Below are 14,933 nucleotides of genomic sequence, written 5' to 3'. Positions count from 1 at the left end.
ACCGGCGCCATGCGTCGTGAACTGTTGTGTTTCGAATGGGTGATCTTTCGTATTGCAGGAAGTCGGCCCGCCAATCCGATATGCGCGGGGGCCCCCGCGCATGTCGGGTCGTGGAAGTGCTGGGCTAGAACACTTCGCTTACCAACCAAAGCCGAGGCCAGCGCCGATCGAGGTGTCATCGCTGCTGCTGGCGCCGCCGAACGTCAACGTGGCGCGATCGGAGATCGCCCGCTGGTAACCGATCGAGATCGCGGTGGCACCGTTCTGGAAACCGACGCCGACACCGACGCGGTTCTGGGTACGGATACCGGCCGCGCTGGTGGCCATGTTCAGCATCGCCGCGCTCATCGCGCCCTGCTGGTCGATGCGGTGGTCCTGGCTGTCGAGGCGATTCCACACGTCGCCGGTCAACTGGGTGAACTGATCGCTCAACGCGTTGATGCGGCTGTCGGTGTAGGTGTTGGCGCGCGTCAGCGTCTGCGTGGCCGTGGTGTCGGTATAGGTGTTGGCCGACGCCAGCGTCGCCGCATTCCCTGCCTGCATCTGCTGCACATTCACTGCATCGGTGGCGTTGGTACCCGCGGCGACGTTGGTGACCTTGCGTTCGTTGCCGACGCTGCCGACCGAAACCGTGTTGGCCTCGTTCGCCACGGAGCCCTGGCCGATCGCCACCGCGCTGTCGGCGGTAACCGAGGAGCCCTGGCCGATGGCGGTGCCGTTGGCCGCGGTCACGTTGCTATCGGCGCCGACCGCCACCGCGTTGGTAGCCGCGGCGTCGATGTTGCTGTTGTTGCCGAGCGCCGTGCCGTTGGCGGCGCCGACGGTCGAACCGTTGCCGACCGCCGTGTCGTTGACGTCGTTGGCGTGACTGCCGTTGCCGATCGCCAGACCGTTGCCGGTGCCGCCGGGCAGACCGGCACCGCGTTCCAGCGACGACAGGCGGTTGTCGATCCCGCTCAGCACCCCGTCGATGGCCGCAAACGCATTGCCGACATTGCCGTAGCTGGCGCCCTGGATCGCGTAGCTGGGCGCCATGAGCATGCCATTGGCGTCGAACATCGCACCGCCACCGAACATCGCCGCCATCGACGACAGCTGACCGAAGTTGGCCGCATCCATCGCGTTCGTGCCGGCCTTGACGTTACCGATCGTGGTGCCGCCGGCGCCCGACAGCGTCAGCGTGTCCTTGGCCACACCGTCATAGCTGACCGCGTTGGCGATCGTTCCGGCGAAGTTGCCGATCTGCGTCTCCAGCGTATCGACGCGACCTTCAACCACGGTGACACGGTTGTTGGTGTCGAACAGCTGGCTGCCGTTGACGGCTTCGCTGCTGGTCGCGCTGAGTTCGCCTGCCGCCACGTTCGCGATCACCGTGCCGGTTGCACCGGCCAGGGTCACGCGGCCCTTGCCGGCATCGTCGTAACCGACCGCGTTCGATGCGACGGCACCGACCGCCGCTGCGACTGTGTCGAGCTGGCCCTTGTTCACCGCATCGGTGGCTTCAGTACCGGCCGCAACATTGGTGATCTGGCGATCGATCGCTGCGTGCACGGCGCCCGCAGCATCGGTCCAGTCCGCCACCGCGCCAACCGAGATCGTGTTGGCACGATCGGCGTACGACCCCTGGCCCAGTGCGACGCTGTTGCTGGCGGAATCCGACGTCCAGGCATTGGCGCCGAGCACCAGTGCGTTGTCCGCCTGGGCGAAGCTGTTGAAACCAAGCGCCGTGGCCGAACCGCCGACCGCCCACGCCTCCGAGCCCACCGCGGTGGTGTAGTCGCCGACGAGCGAACTGTAGGAACCGGCATAGGCACCGGCACCCAGCGCGGTGCTGTTCTTGCCCGCGGCGCCAGCCGAGGCAAACGAACCGTCCGAAAAACCGCCCAGCGCCGTGCTGTATTGGCCCGTGGCCATCGCGTTCTGGCCGACGGCGGTGCCCGACGTAGCGATGAAGGTGTTTTCGCCGGTGGTCTCGTCGTAGAACCAGTAACCCGAACTCGCACCCGCACCGATCGCCACGCCGCCATCGCCGGCCTGCGTGCCCGCACCCACTGCGGTGGAATCCCAGCCGATTGCGGCCGAACCCGAGCCCACGGCCGTGCTTTCCCATGCCGAAGCCGTTGCAAACGCGCCGATCGCGGTCGAGAACGGGCTGTCGGCCAAGGCCGAGCCGCCGATTGCCGCGGAGAAGAAGCCGTTCGACTCGGCGCCGTTGCCGATGGAGACGCCGCTGGAACCGTTCGCGATGCTGTTGGCGCCCAGCGCGACGCTGCCGCCGCCATTGGCCTGCGCGCTGTCGCCACCGGCGAAGCTGGACGCACCAAGCGCCATCGCATTGGTACCGAACGCGCTGCTGTCAGCACCCTCCGCGACCGCGCCATAGCCGCTGGCGCTGCTGAATTCGCCAATGGCATTGGCGCCGGTGCCGAACGCCGACGAACCCTCGCCGAGCGCGAGGCTGCTGCCACCGACCGCGGTCGAATAATCGCCGTCGGCATTGCTCTGGAATCCGGACGCGATGCTCTCCACGCCGTTGGCAACGGCGTTGGCGCCGGCAGCGAGCGAATGTTCGCCCGCGGCGATCGCGTCATCGCTGCCGTCGGCGACGCCATCGGCGGCCAAGTAGTGGCCGTCGGCGGCGACCGCATCAAGCTGCGCCTTGTTCACGGCATCGTTGGCTTCGGTGCCGTCCGCCACGTTGGTGATCTGGCGCGTCATGCCCCAGCTGTTGCCCACCGACACCGTGTTGTCGCGATCGGCGTAGGAATCGGCACCGATCGCCACCGAGTTGTTGCCCCATACGATCGCGCGGGCGCCGATGGCGACGGCGTTGTCGTTGTTGGCATAGGCGAACTGGCCAAGCGCCGTCGACGTCAGGCCGTTGGCCTGGGAACCACTGCCCACGGCGGTCGCGCCGGCAGCCTGCGCCGTCGCCCCGGCACCGAGCGCAAGGCTGTTGACGCCCCAGGCCGCGGTGTTCTGCTCGATGCAAAAGAAGCCTTCGCAGGCCATCGTGCCGCCGATCGCAATGGCGCCATCGGCACCCGCGGTGGTCCACAGACCGCCCATGGCGATCGAGTTCTTGCCGTAGGCGTACACATCGTTGCCGATGGCGATGGCGTGGTCGGCGAGCGTGTCGACGTAGCTGCCGGTACCAAGCGCGATGCCGCCGATGGATAGCGACATGGAGTTCGCGCCCATTGCCAGTGCGAAGTCGTTGTCCGCAAAGGCGTTGTCACCGAAGGCGCTGGAGCCGAAACCGGCGGCATAACTCAACGTACCCGCAGCGGTGGCGTAGTCGCCGGCAAAGCTGGCCGCACCGATGCTGACGCTGTCGGTGCCCTGCGCGAGGCTTTCCGCGCCGAGCGCGACCGACGCGTTGCCGAGGGCCTGGCTGGCCTCGCCGAGTGCGGTCGAATAATCGGCGCTGGCGACGCTGCCATAGCCTGTGGCGGTGCTGAACTCGCCCAGTGCGTTGGCGCCATCGCCAACCGCCGTCGATCCCGTGCCCAGCGCCAGGCTGCTGCTGCCCAGCGCGGTCGCGTAGTCGCCCTCGGCATCGCTCTGGTAGCCGAAGGCGCTGCTGTCGGCGCCATTGGCAATGCTCGAGTCGCCGGCCGCAGTACTGTTTTCACCGGCGGCGACACTCATCGCACCAACCGCGGTGGCGTTCACACCGGCGGCGATGCTGTCCGAGCCGACTGCGGTAGTGGCATCGGCGACCGCCTGGCTGCCGCGACCGGCGGCAAGCGCCCCGTCGCCGGCCGCGATCGGGTCATCGCTGCCATCGCCGGCACCGTCCGCGAGGAAATAGCCGCTGCCCGTCAAGGCGTTGATGCCCGCATTGGCCTGCTCGAACAGCGCGCAATCGATCGGCCGCGCCGTGTCCTGGCCTGCGACGCGCACCGTGCAGGCGTCGCCGTTGCGCTCGATGGTGACTTCTTGGGCGAGGACCGGGGGCCCCAGCGCGAGGCTGCACATCAGCACCGTGCCCGTGACGGCGCCACGCAGGCGGCGACGGCCGTCACGCTTGCCCTGGGTCGAGGCCAGTTCCGAGGTGACCACCCACGCCTGCCTGGCATGACTCCACACCCGGCCATGAATCTTGTTCATCAAACTCTCTCCGCCTTGGATCACTTTTTTGAGAACAAACGACGCCCGTCGGCCCAAAACGCCCGTTGAAAAACGGCCGTTGCCGCTGCATCGCATGCAGTTGATTCGCCCCCGCCCTGGGCATGTGGTTCGACTGCCGCGTTCGTTGGCAAATGCAACGTAGCGGCAGCGCTGGCGAACCTAAGGCGGCGTGGCGCGGGTTGTCACGCTTGGTTTCTCACCCAATACTCACGGAAATCTCACCGCCGCCTTCACACCTTCCGCGGCCCACGCGCCGCAGGTAGCCTGCTCCGTGCGCGCCACGTGGGCGCTCGCAGCCGAGGACGCAAACCGCATGTGGAAGCGCATCCGCGACTGGCTGGCAAGCGCGCCGATCGAGGATCCGGTCGACCGCCGCAACGCGCCGGTGATGCAGTTGCTCCTGCTGTTCTACGGCCTGCTGCTGCCGGTGAACTGGGCCTGGCGCCTGGGCAGCGGCGGCGAGATCAACGAGGCGAGGATGCTGATCTTCGCGATCGACATGCTCATCGCCGCCATGGCGTGGGTGAGCATCGCGATGATCCGGCGCGGTCGCTTCCGGCCGGCGATCATGCTGTTCCTCGCACTTCAGCTCGTCTCGCTGGAGATCGTGTTCTTCATGACCGGCGTGCTGTCGCAGGCGATCGATCCGGCGCCGACCATGTTGACCCTGGTGATCAGCGGCCTCGTGCTGGGCCGGCGCGCGCTGTGGATCGCATTCGGACTGTTGATGGTAGTGTTCGCCACCGGCTTCACGGTCGAGGTGAACCAGGCGGTGAAGGCCGGCATCCCGATCGGCGCGGCGCTGGTCAACGTGCCGGCGGTGCTGATCAGTTACGGGCTCATCACCATCATCCTCGACCGCTCGATCAAGGCCTTGCGCGAGAGCCTCGCCGAAGCGAACGAACACCGTGTCCAGCTCCAGCACGAGATGCTCGAACGCGAGCGCACGCAATCGCAACTGATCCATGCGCAGAAGATGGAAGCCAGCGGCCGCCTCGCCAGCGGGATCGCGCACGACTTCAGCAACCTGCTCGACGTGATCCTGGGCTTCGCGCGGCAACGCCACCAGGCCGACGAACTCGGCTCGGGCAACGAGCGCGCGAACGCGATGCACGATTCACTGGAGGGCGTGGAAGTGGCGGCGCGGCGTGGCGTCACCATCACCCGCAAACTCCTGACCTTCAGTCGCCGCGACGTGCTCCGGATCGAAGTGTTCGATGCCGCCCAGGCACTGCTCGAGCTGCGGCCCCTGCTGCGCCAGTTGTTCCCGCCCTCGGTGCGGGTCGAGCTGGAAACCGGCGATGCGTCCGTTCCGGTACGGCTGGACCGCAGCGAATTCGAACTGATGCTGCTCAACATCGCGGCCAACGCCCGCGATGCGATGCCTGGCGGTGGCACCTTCACGTGCAGCACCGCGGCGACATCCGACATGGCGCAGATCGTGTTGAGCGACACCGGCCACGGCATGGACGAGCAGGTCCGCGCACGGATCTTCGAGCCGTTTTTCAGCACCAAGCAGGCCGGCGACGGCACCGGCCTGGGGCTGGCGGTCACCCGCGACCTGGTGAAAGCCGTGGGCGGCGAAATCGAAGTGGAAAGTGCCCCGGGCCAGGGCACGCGATTCCGCATCCGCCTGCCACTGGCCGGCGCGATGCCGGGCTGATCAGAGCGCGGTGCTCAGTACGTAACCCTCGCCATGCACGGCGTTGAGTGGCAAGGGCTCGCCACAGGTGTCCTGCACCTTGCGGCGCAGGCGATAGATGAGCGAATCGAGCCGATGCGTGTCGAACTCGAACACGTTGTCGGTCAGCGCGGCGATCAGGTGGTCGCGCGTCACCAGTTGCCCCGGCGCCGCCAGCAGGCGTTCGACGACGCGGCGCTCGGCTCGGGTCAATGCGGCGCTGCTGCCGGCGGGCGACACCAGGCACCAGCCATCCGCATCGAGATGCCATTGCCGCGATGGGTTGCGTGGCGTCCCCCGGACGCGCCGGCCAAGGCTGTGCAGGGTCGCAGCCAGCAGGTCGATCTCCACCGGCTTGGGCAGGTAGGCATCCGCGCCTTCGGTGAGACCGCGCACGCGGTCGTGCGTCTGCGTCCGCCCGGTGAGCATCACGATGCCGATGGCCGGATGCGACTCGCGCAGCATGCGCGCCACGGTGAAGCCGTCAGCGTCCGGCAATCCCACGTCCAGCACGACGATGTCGTACGGCGTGGTCAGCAGCCGGTCCAGCAGGAATGCGCCGGTCTCCATGCCCTCAACGGAAAACCCGTAGTTGGCGAGACCGGGAAGCAGGATGCGTTCGCGCAGCAGCGCGTCGTCTTCGAGCAGCGCGATGTGCAGGGGTTCCGCGGGGGCGGCCATGGCGCGGTTCAGTCCAGACGCTGGAAGTCTGGAATCCTACCGGACCTCGCCGCGGCCCGGCGCCAATCTCGCGCGATTCGTGGCCGCTGTCAGCGCAGCACTCGCAGCGCGTCGTCGAGCAGTCCCGCAGCGGTGACGTCGGCACCTGCGCCCGGGCCCTGGATGACCAGCGGCTGGGTGCGGTAACGGTCGGACCAGATCGCGACCTTGTTGTCGGTGCCGGCGCCTCCGGCCAGCGGATGATCGCCGGGCAGCGATTCCAGGCCCACGCGTGCCCTGGCCTCGCCCTTGGCGTTGCGTTCGAGCCGGGCGATGAAGCGCAGCTTTTCGCCATTCTTGTACGCCGCGGCGAAGCGCTGGCGCAGTGATGCGTCCAGTGCCGGCAAGGCGGCGTCGACGGCGTCCTTCGACAGCACGGCGAGTTCCGGCGGCACCAGCGACGTGACGTCCACGTCCTGCGATTCCAGCTCGACGCCTGCCGCGCGCGCGAGGATCACGATCTTGCGGCGCACGTCTTCGCCGGAAAGGTCGTCGCGCGGATCGGGCTCGGTGTAGCCGGCATCGCGCGCCTGCCGCACCAGCGCGGAAAATGGCCGCATGCCGTCGTAATGATTGAACAGCCAGGCCAGCGAGCCCGACAGCACGCCGGCGATGGACTGGATGCGGTCGCCGCCTTCCTGCAGTTCGCGCAGTGAACGCAATAGCGGCAGGCCCGCCCCGACGGTCGCGCTGTCGCCGTAGCGTGCATTGCGTTCTGCGCAGGCCGCGCGGATCTCGCGCCAGCGCTGGAGCGAGGTGCCCTGGCCCAGCTTGCAGGCCGTGACGACGTGGATGCCTTGTTTGAGCCAGGCCGCGTGGCGTGCGGCCACGGCTTCGCTGGCGGTGGCGTCGATCACGATGCGTGGCCCGGACAGGCCCAGCGCCATGGCAACGGCATCGAGTGACGAAGGCGCCGAAGCCAGGGGACGCACGTTTGATATCGCCGGGAACGGGACGCCGGCATCCGCAACGGAAGCAGCGCCGAGCGCGATTCCCGCCTGCCACGGGCACACGCCCGCAGTATCGGCGACGGCAATGCGTGAGTTCGCCACGTGCACCAGGTGCAGTCGTTCACCCAGCGCGGTGCCGGACCACGACGCCAACCGCGCCAGCACCGCCCGGCCCACGGTACCGGTGCCGAGCAGGGCGACGCGTGCGCCAGCGTTGGCGTGCACGCGCACGCCGGCTTGCGGCGTCCTGCGCGCGACGTCGACGACTGCGCTCATTTCGCCACGCGTTTGGCGCCGGTGCCCAGCGCGCCGGCGCGATCCAGTGCGGCGGCGATGTCGGCGACGAGGTCGTCCGCATGCTCGATCCCCACCGACAGACGCAACAGGCCATCCCCGATGCCGGCCGCCGCGCGCGCTTCGGCCGCCATCGCCGCGTGCGTCATCGTCGTCGGATGCGCGATCAGGCTTTCCACGCCGCCCAGCGATTCGGCCAGGGTGAAACACTGCAGGCCGTCGAGGAATGCGCGTACGGCTTCGCTGCCGCCTTCGAGTTCGACGCTGAGCATGGCGCCGAAGCCATGTTGCTGCTTGGCCGCGACGGAATGGCCGGCGTGGCCTTGCAGGCCGGGATAATGCAGCGCGGCGACGGCGGGATGGCCGTCGAGCAGTTCCACCAGCGCCCGCGTGTTTTCCTCGTGCACGCGCAGGCGTGCATCCAGCGTGCGCAGGCCGCGCAGGGTCAGGAAGCTGTCGAAGGGCGAGCCGGTGAGCCCCAGCGCATTCGCCCACCACGCGATCTGGTCGTGCTGCTCAGCGTCCTTCGACACCACGGCGCCACCGACCACGTCGCTGTGGCCGTTGATGTACTTGGTGGTCGAGTGCAGGACGAAATCGGCACCGAAGGCGATGGGCTGCTGCAGCGCCGGAGACAGGAAGGTGTTGTCGACCACGGCCAGTGCACCGGCCTTGTGCGCGGCTTCGATGACGAAGCGCAGGTCGGTGATGCGCAGCAGCGGATTCGACGGCGTTTCGATCCAGACCACCCTGGGTGGCTCGCGCAAGGCTTCGGCCAGCGAGCGCGGATCGGTGAGATCGGCGGTGATGAGTTCGAACGCGCCCTTCTTCGCCAACGCGTTGAACAGGCGCCAGCTGCCACCGTAGCAATCGTGCGGCACCACCAGGCGATCGCCGGGCTGCAGCAGTGCATGCAGCAGCAGGGTGATCGCGCCCATGCCGGTCGCGGTGATCACGCCACCGGCGCCCCCTTCGAGTTCCGCCAGCGCCTCGCCGAGCAGGTCGCGGGTCGGATTGCCACTGCGGGTGTAGTCGTACTGCCGCTTCTGATCGAAGCCGGCGAAGCTGAAATTGGACGACAGCACGATGGGCGGCGTCACGGCGCCAAACGCGGTGTCGCGGTCGATGCCGGCGCGCACGGCGCTGGTACAGCGGTGGTGGCGTGGGGAAGTGCGGAAGGGAATGCTCATGCGGCGGCCTCGATGGCAATGGGAGAGTGGGACGTCGCAGCGGGCTGCAGCGCGTGGCTCAATACCGCAGCGATCGCGGCCTCCTCCTTGAGGAAGGCATCGTGGCCAAACAGCGAGCGCAGGACCTGGACACGCGTGGGACCGCGCACGCGCTGCGCGAGATCCAGGCTGTCGGCAATGGGAACGAGGCGATCCTCCTGGACCGCGACGACGGTCACCGGCACGTCGATGCATTCAGGGGCGACGGATTGCAGGTCGATCGATTCGGAGAGGCGCTGGAACGCGAGCGGAGGCGTGCGTGCCGTGTACTGGGCGCCGCAGTGGTCGAGGTAGTCCTCCGCGGCGACGCGTACGCGACCGTCGACGACCTGCGCCGCGTCGAAGCGCTCGGCGAATTCCTCCGGCGTGCGATAGCTGAGGATCGCCAGCTGCCGCGCCAGGGCCAGGCCGTGGCTTTCGTCGCATTGCAGCGCGCCCAGCGCGACCGCGCGGCGTTGCAGCGCGCGCCACGCGCTGGAGAACGGATGGGCGCGGTGGGCGCCGCTGATGGCGACGACCTGGTTGAGGCGTGCGCCATGGCGCGCCGCGAACTGCAGGGCCACCATCGCGCCATAGGAACAGCCGACGAAGGCTTCGAGGCGCTGGATGCGCAGCGCATCCAGCACGCAGGCGATGGCATCGGCCTGGTCGGCCGGATCGATCACCGCATCGAGGCTGCCGTCGCTGCCCAGCCAGTCGAAGGCGACAAGCCGGTGCCGGCGGGGATCCAGCGCGCGCCCGACCCCGGCCTGCGCTTCCCACCACCCTGCATCGGCGAAGGCCTCGCTGCTACCGACATGCCGGTTTGCGGAAATGCCGCCCGCGACGAACACGGCGGGCAGCGCCGCATCGCCGCAGACCTCGTAACGCAGGGTGACGATGTGCGTGCCGGCGTGGCGCAGGGCGAGGGACACCACGACCTCGCCCCGCTGTGCAGGAATGGCATCCGGCGCATGGCAGATGAAGGAAGCGGTGGAGTGCGTGGTTTTTTCGAGGTTGCTGGCGAAGCTCATGTCGGCGATTCCGGTCCAAGTAAGGACCACCGAGTCGTCAGCTGCGGCCCTCGCCTGCTGCAGGCGAAGCCACAACCATCTTCCGGAGCCTCGCGATGGCGCGGGTTCCGCAGGAGTTGGCACCTTCCCGCTCCGTCACCGCGATGCGGTGGAAGCGGTAGGTTGCCCCGGCGTCAAAGGGCCTGTCCCTCAGCCGGTCTCGATGGATGCCGCCAGACTGCCAGCGCCTCGCCATCAAGTCAATCGCTTCATGCGAATAAAGCGATATATATTTCCAATCGTCATGACGCCAGAGGCATCGGGGCGAGGCAGACGATTTCCGACACGGTTGCCACGCGCGGCCGGCCACGATGGAACAACCGTCCCCGATCGGCCCGGATTTCGACACAATGCCGCGTCCCGTTATCCCTCCCATCGCCTGCCGCGGCGCCCGCCGCATACACTTCACCCCATGAATCCACGTCTCCTGATTGCGGCCGGCCTCGCCGCCCTGCTGAGTGCCTGCGTTACCACGCCTCGCGAAACCGCTCCTCCTGCCACTGCCGCCGCTCCGAACCCGGTCACCGTCGTCGAGGCCTACACCTCCGACGAGACCCCCGCCGAGGAACTCGACTCGCTCGCCACCTGGCCTGCCGAGGACGGCAAGACCTGGTTGATCGCCACCGGCAAGTCGAGCCACCGCCTGGTGGTGTTCGACGCGGACACCGGCGTGGAACTGCGCACCGTCGGCGAGGAAGGCCCGGGGCCGGGCCAGTTCAAGCGCCCGAACGGGATCGCGGTGCAGGGCGATTACCTGTTCGTGGTCGAGCGCGACAACCATCGCGTGCAACTGCTGTCGCTGCCCGACTTCAAGACGATCGGCACCTTCGGCGAGAAGGAACTGCGCAGCCCGTACGGCATCTGGCTGACCGAGAAGGAACCCGGCGAGCTGGACGTCTACATCACCGACAGTTTCATGTACGGCAAGAAGTTCGACGTGGTGCCGCCGTTCGAGGAACTGAACCAGCGCGTGCGCCGCTACCGCGTGGTCTTCGACCAGGACGGCGCCATGCGTGCCCAGTACGCGGGCTCCTTCGGCGATACCCATGAAGAAAGCGCGTTGCGCATGGTCGAATCCATCGCTGGCGATCCGGAGAACGACCGGATGCTGGTCGCCGACGAGGACCGCCGCCATCTCTCGACGCTGCGCGAATACACCTTCAGTGGCCACTACACCGGCCGCAGCCTGCCGCAGGACGCGTTCGGCGCCGAAGCCGAGGGTGTCGCGCTATGGACCTGCCCCGATGGCAGCGGCTACTGGATCGCCGTCGACCAGCTCGCGCCGCTCACGATCTTCCATCTCTTCGACCGCGTGACGCTCAAGCCGGTAGGCAGTTTCCAGGGCGCGAAAACGGCGCGGACCGATGGCGTGACCCTGCATGCCGCGGCCACGGCGGCGTTTCCCGGTGGTGCGCTGTTTGCGCAGAGCGACGACAAGGCCGTTGCTGCCTTCGACCTGCGCGATGTGGCACGATCGTTGGGCCTGAAACAGGGTTGCACCGAGTAGGCGAGCGGCGATGGCAGTTGCGCGATCCATGACCGTGTTGGCCATCGCCACGTTGTTGGCCGGCCTGGGCATGGGCGCGCACGCCGCCAAGGTCTACAAGTGGACCGACAAGAACGGCGTCACCCATTACGGCGACAACGCGCCCGACGGCGCGAGCCCGGCGGTGAAGGCCGGCTCGGTCAAGGTCATCCCGGTCGTCGCCGAGCCGCGTGCGGTCGCGCGCCTGCGCCTGGAAACCAGCAACGGCCGCTACCTCGCCTTCGCCGACAACAACCTCGCGGGCCCGATCGAAGTGCTGCTTCAGGCGCGGGGCGGTGGCCTCGAAAGCGACCCGCCGCTGCCGGCGCGCGCCACGGTGCCCGCCCGCGGCACGACGCTGGTGGCCGTGCTCGACGGCTCCCGTGGCGGCGAACTGATGATGGACAGCCTGCCCGGCGATCCCAGCGCGCGGCCACGCGATGTCGAATACCTGCTGCCGCTGCGGCAACGCGACTTCCGCATCGACCAGGGCTTCGGCGGCAGCTTCAGCCACGACGACCCCCAGAACCGCTACGCCGTCGATTTCGCCGCGGACATCGGCACGCCGGTGCTGGCTGCACGCGACGGCGTGGTGATGCAGGTCGAGAACGATTTCGCCAAGGCCGGCCTGAGCCGGGAGAAATACGGCGGCCGCGCCAACTTCATCCGCATCCTGCACGACGACGGCACGATGGCCCTGTACGCGCACCTGCGCGAGGAAGGCGCCCTGGTGCGGGTGGGCCAGCGTGTCCGCGCCGGCCAGATGATCGGTCTGTCCGGAAATACCGGCTTCACCACCGGGCCGCACCTGCATTTCGTGGTTCAGGTGAACCGCGGGATGAAGCTGGAATCGCTGCCTTTCCACATGCGCGGGCCGGACGGGCCGCTGCGGATCGCCGGCGGTAGCAGCCCGCGATAAGACTTCGGCGCCGGGATGCGTCCCGCGGCTGGCCCAGGTGAACTACGGGAGTGGCCCGGCCCGGGATCGGCCCCGGCTTCCCCTATAATCCCCACCCTTCCCCGCTCCACGACGCGCCGCCCGGCGCGCCGACGCCATGTCCGACGTTTCCCTCGAAGCCCTGCGCCGCCGCACGTTCGCGATCATTTCGCACCCCGACGCCGGCAAGACCACGCTCACCGAAAAACTGCTGCTGTTCGGCGGCGCGATCCAGATGGCCGGCTCGGTCAAGGGCCGCAAGGCCGCGCGCCACGCGACGTCCGACTGGATGGCGCTGGAAAAGGAGCGCGGCATCTCGGTGACGTCCTCGGTGATGCAGTTCCCGTACGAGGGCCGCATCGTCAACCTGCTCGACACCCCCGGCCACGCCGACTTCGGCGAGGACACGTATCGCGTGCTCACCGCGGTCGACTCCGCCCTGATGGTGATCGACGTCGCCAAGGGCGTCGAGGAACGCACGATCAAGCTGATGGAGGTGTGCCGCCTGCGCGACACGCCGATCATGACCTTCATCAACAAGCTCGATCGCGAGGGCAAGAGTCCGGTCGATCTGCTGGATGAGGTCGAGAGCGTGCTCGGCATCCAGTGCGCGCCGGTGACCTGGCCGATCGGCATGGGCCAGCGCCTCAAGGGCGTGGTCCACCTGATCACCGGCGAAGTCCACCTCTACGAGCAGGGCCGCAACTTCACCCGCCAGGATTCGACGATCTTCGCGTCGCTGGACGATCCGGCGCTGGAAGCACGCATCGGCACGCCGATGCTGCAGGAGGTGCGCGACGAACTGGAACTGGTGCAGGGCGCCTCGCATCCGTTCGACCCGGCCGCCTACCTGTCCGGCAAGCAGACGCCGGTGTTCTTCGGTTCGGCGGTCAACAACTTCGGCGTGCAGCTGCTGCTCGATTTCTTCATCGAACACGCGCCCTCGCCCAAGCCGCGCGGCACGACCAGCCGCGAAGTCGCGCCGTACGAACAACATCTGTCCGGCTTCGTGTTCAAGATCCAGGCGAACATGGACCCGCAGCACCGCGACCGCGTCGCGTTCATGCGTATCTGTTCGGGCAAGTTCAGCGCCGGCATGAAGGCCTTCCAGCCGCGCACCGGCAAGGAAGTGAAGCTGGCGAACGCGCTGACCTTCATGGCATCGGATCGCGAGATCGCCGAGAGCGCATGGCCCGGCGACGTCATCGGCATCCACAATCACGGCACGATCTCGATCGGCGACAGCTTCAGCGAAGGCGAAATGCTGTCGTTCACCGGCATTCCCAACTTCGCTCCCGAACTGTTCCGCCGCGCGCGCCTGCGCGATCCGCTCAAGCTCAAGCAGCTGCAGAAGGGACTCGCCCAGCTGTCGGAGGAAGGCGCCACCCAGTTCTTCCGCCCGCTGATGTCGAACGACCTGATCCTGGGCGCGGTCGGCATGCTCCAGTTCGACGTGGTCGCGTACCGATTGAAGGACGAATACGGCGTCGACGCCAGCTTCGAGCAGGTCAATGTCGCCACCGCACGCTGGATCAAGTGCGCGGATGCGAAGAAGCTGGAGGAGTTCCGCGACAAGAACGCGATGAACCTCTCCATCGACGCGGCCGGTGAGCTTGTCTACCTCGCCCCGACCCGGGTCAACCTGCAACTGGCGCAGGAGCGGGCGCCGGGTGTGCAGTTCCTCGCCACCCGCGAGCATGCGCACGCGGTATCGCTGGACTGAGCGGCGACGTTTCGTTTTTGCACTGCAAAGGAAAACGCCCGGCCATGCCGGGCGTTTTTATTTCTGCGCTGTCGCCAACGCCAACCATGCCGGTTCGGGCTGGTCCGGATCGTAGTACTCGAAGATCAGGTGGATGCGGTCGCTGGTACCGGCGTTCTCCACGGCATGCACGGCCATGTTGCTGACCTCGACGGCCTCGCCCTCGGCAAAGTGGTAGCCGACGTTGTCGATGAAGAAGGTCACCTTGTCGTTGGTCAGCAAGGGCACGTGGATCTTGTGCGGCCACTTGGCCGCCGGATTGGCGTCGCGGTGCGGTTTGATGACGCCCCCGGGCGCCATGCGCGCCAGCATCACGCGCGGAAAGACGCCCCGCGCATAGCCGTAGGGCTCGACCGCCTTGGCCAGCACCGGCTCGAGCAATCCACGCCATTGCGCCCACAGCGGACGGTCGTAGGAATCGCGCCAGTCGCGGAAATTGCTGACGAAGCGAAAGACGATATGCCGGGTCTTGTCGAGCGCTTCGAAGCGGTTCGGCTTGTCCGCGTTCTCGGCATCCCACACCGCATCCGGAATCGCCAGCACGGCTTCGCGCAGACGGGTGATGTCCACCGGCCCCAGCTTGCGCATGGACGTGGTCTTGCGCGGGTTGGGCTGCATGGCGGCGGCAGGAGCAGGGACGTTCATGGCG

9 protein-coding genes, 2 pseudogenes and 1 riboswitch are annotated in these 14,933 nt (G+C 67.7%); of the genes and pseudogenes, 4 read left to right on the top strand and 7 right to left on the bottom strand.

What is annotated here, in order from left to right; genetic code table 11:
- Positions 1-138: 138 nt before the first annotated feature.
- Both ACYVGE_RS01855 and ACYVGE_RS01850 read right to left on the bottom strand, forming a co-directional pair.
- Positions 139-891 (bottom strand): annotated as a pseudogene (locus tag ACYVGE_RS01855) (YadA family autotransporter adhesin); the annotation flags it as partial.
- Positions 892-1,056: 165 nt separating this feature from the next.
- Positions 1,057-4,113 (bottom strand): annotated as a pseudogene (locus tag ACYVGE_RS01850) (ESPR-type extended signal peptide-containing protein); the annotation flags it as partial.
- 334 nt (positions 4,114-4,447) lie between these two features.
- On the opposite strand from ACYVGE_RS01850, the gene ACYVGE_RS01845 reads away from it, so the two are divergent.
- Positions 4,448-5,797, top strand: coding sequence for a sensor histidine kinase (locus ACYVGE_RS01845; RefSeq protein WP_460726534.1), 1,350 nt, complete (start codon positions 4,448-4,450; stop codon positions 5,795-5,797).
- Here ACYVGE_RS01845 and ACYVGE_RS01840 read toward each other — a convergent pair whose 3' ends face one another.
- From ACYVGE_RS01840 to metX, 4 genes are all read right to left on the bottom strand, one after another.
- A complete protein-coding gene (locus ACYVGE_RS01840; protein WP_460726532.1) occupies positions 5,798-6,496 on the bottom strand; it encodes a response regulator transcription factor in 699 nt (232 codons plus the stop codon). It lies immediately after the preceding gene.
- A gap of 89 nt (positions 6,497-6,585) precedes the next feature.
- On the bottom strand, positions 6,586-7,761 hold the full coding sequence (locus tag ACYVGE_RS01835; protein WP_460726530.1) for a homoserine dehydrogenase family protein: 1,176 nt from the start codon (positions 7,759-7,761) through the stop codon (positions 6,586-6,588).
- Positions 7,758-8,969 carry an O-succinylhomoserine (thiol)-lyase gene (locus tag ACYVGE_RS01830; RefSeq protein WP_460726528.1) on the bottom strand — a complete coding sequence of 404 codons (1,212 nt, stop codon included), beginning with the start codon at positions 8,967-8,969 and terminating at the stop codon, positions 7,758-7,760. Before ACYVGE_RS01830 ends, ACYVGE_RS01835 begins: the two co-directional genes overlap by 4 nt.
- Positions 8,966-10,021 (bottom strand): homoserine O-succinyltransferase MetX, encoded by a 1,056-nt coding sequence (metX, locus tag ACYVGE_RS01825; RefSeq protein ID WP_460726527.1) that lies wholly within the window; start codon positions 10,019-10,021, stop codon positions 8,966-8,968. The genes ACYVGE_RS01830 and metX overlap by 4 nt, the downstream gene beginning before the upstream one ends.
- 72 nt (positions 10,022-10,093) lie before the next feature.
- Positions 10,094-10,230, bottom strand: a riboswitch (SAM riboswitch).
- Positions 10,231-10,472: 242 nt separating this feature from the next.
- Here metX and ACYVGE_RS01820 point away from each other — a divergent pair.
- The 3 genes from ACYVGE_RS01820 to ACYVGE_RS01810 all read left to right on the top strand — a co-directional run bounded on the left by ACYVGE_RS01820 (position 10,473) and on the right by ACYVGE_RS01810 (position 14,245).
- Entirely contained in the window at positions 10,473-11,567 is a 1,095-nt protein-coding gene (locus tag ACYVGE_RS01820; protein ID WP_460726525.1) for an NHL repeat-containing protein, read from the top strand.
- 28 nt (positions 11,568-11,595) lie between these two features.
- Complete coding sequence (locus ACYVGE_RS01815; protein WP_460726523.1) at positions 11,596-12,504, top strand: peptidoglycan DD-metalloendopeptidase family protein; 909 nt, start codon at positions 11,596-11,598, stop codon at positions 12,502-12,504.
- 136 nt (positions 12,505-12,640) lie between these two features.
- Positions 12,641-14,245, top strand: coding sequence for a peptide chain release factor 3 (locus ACYVGE_RS01810; protein ID WP_310051288.1), 1,605 nt, complete (start codon positions 12,641-12,643; stop codon positions 14,243-14,245).
- A gap of 57 nt (positions 14,246-14,302) precedes the next feature.
- Here ACYVGE_RS01810 and ACYVGE_RS01805 read toward each other — a convergent pair whose 3' ends face one another.
- Complete coding sequence (locus ACYVGE_RS01805; RefSeq protein WP_460726521.1) at positions 14,303-14,929, bottom strand: aspartyl/asparaginyl beta-hydroxylase domain-containing protein; 627 nt, start codon at positions 14,927-14,929, stop codon at positions 14,303-14,305.
- Positions 14,930-14,933 lie beyond the last annotated feature (4 nt).

It is taken from the genome of Lysobacter rhizosphaerae (assembly GCF_054779795.1).
Note: the sequence above shows the minus strand (reverse complement) of the source record. Positions and strands in the feature narration are given on the sequence as shown.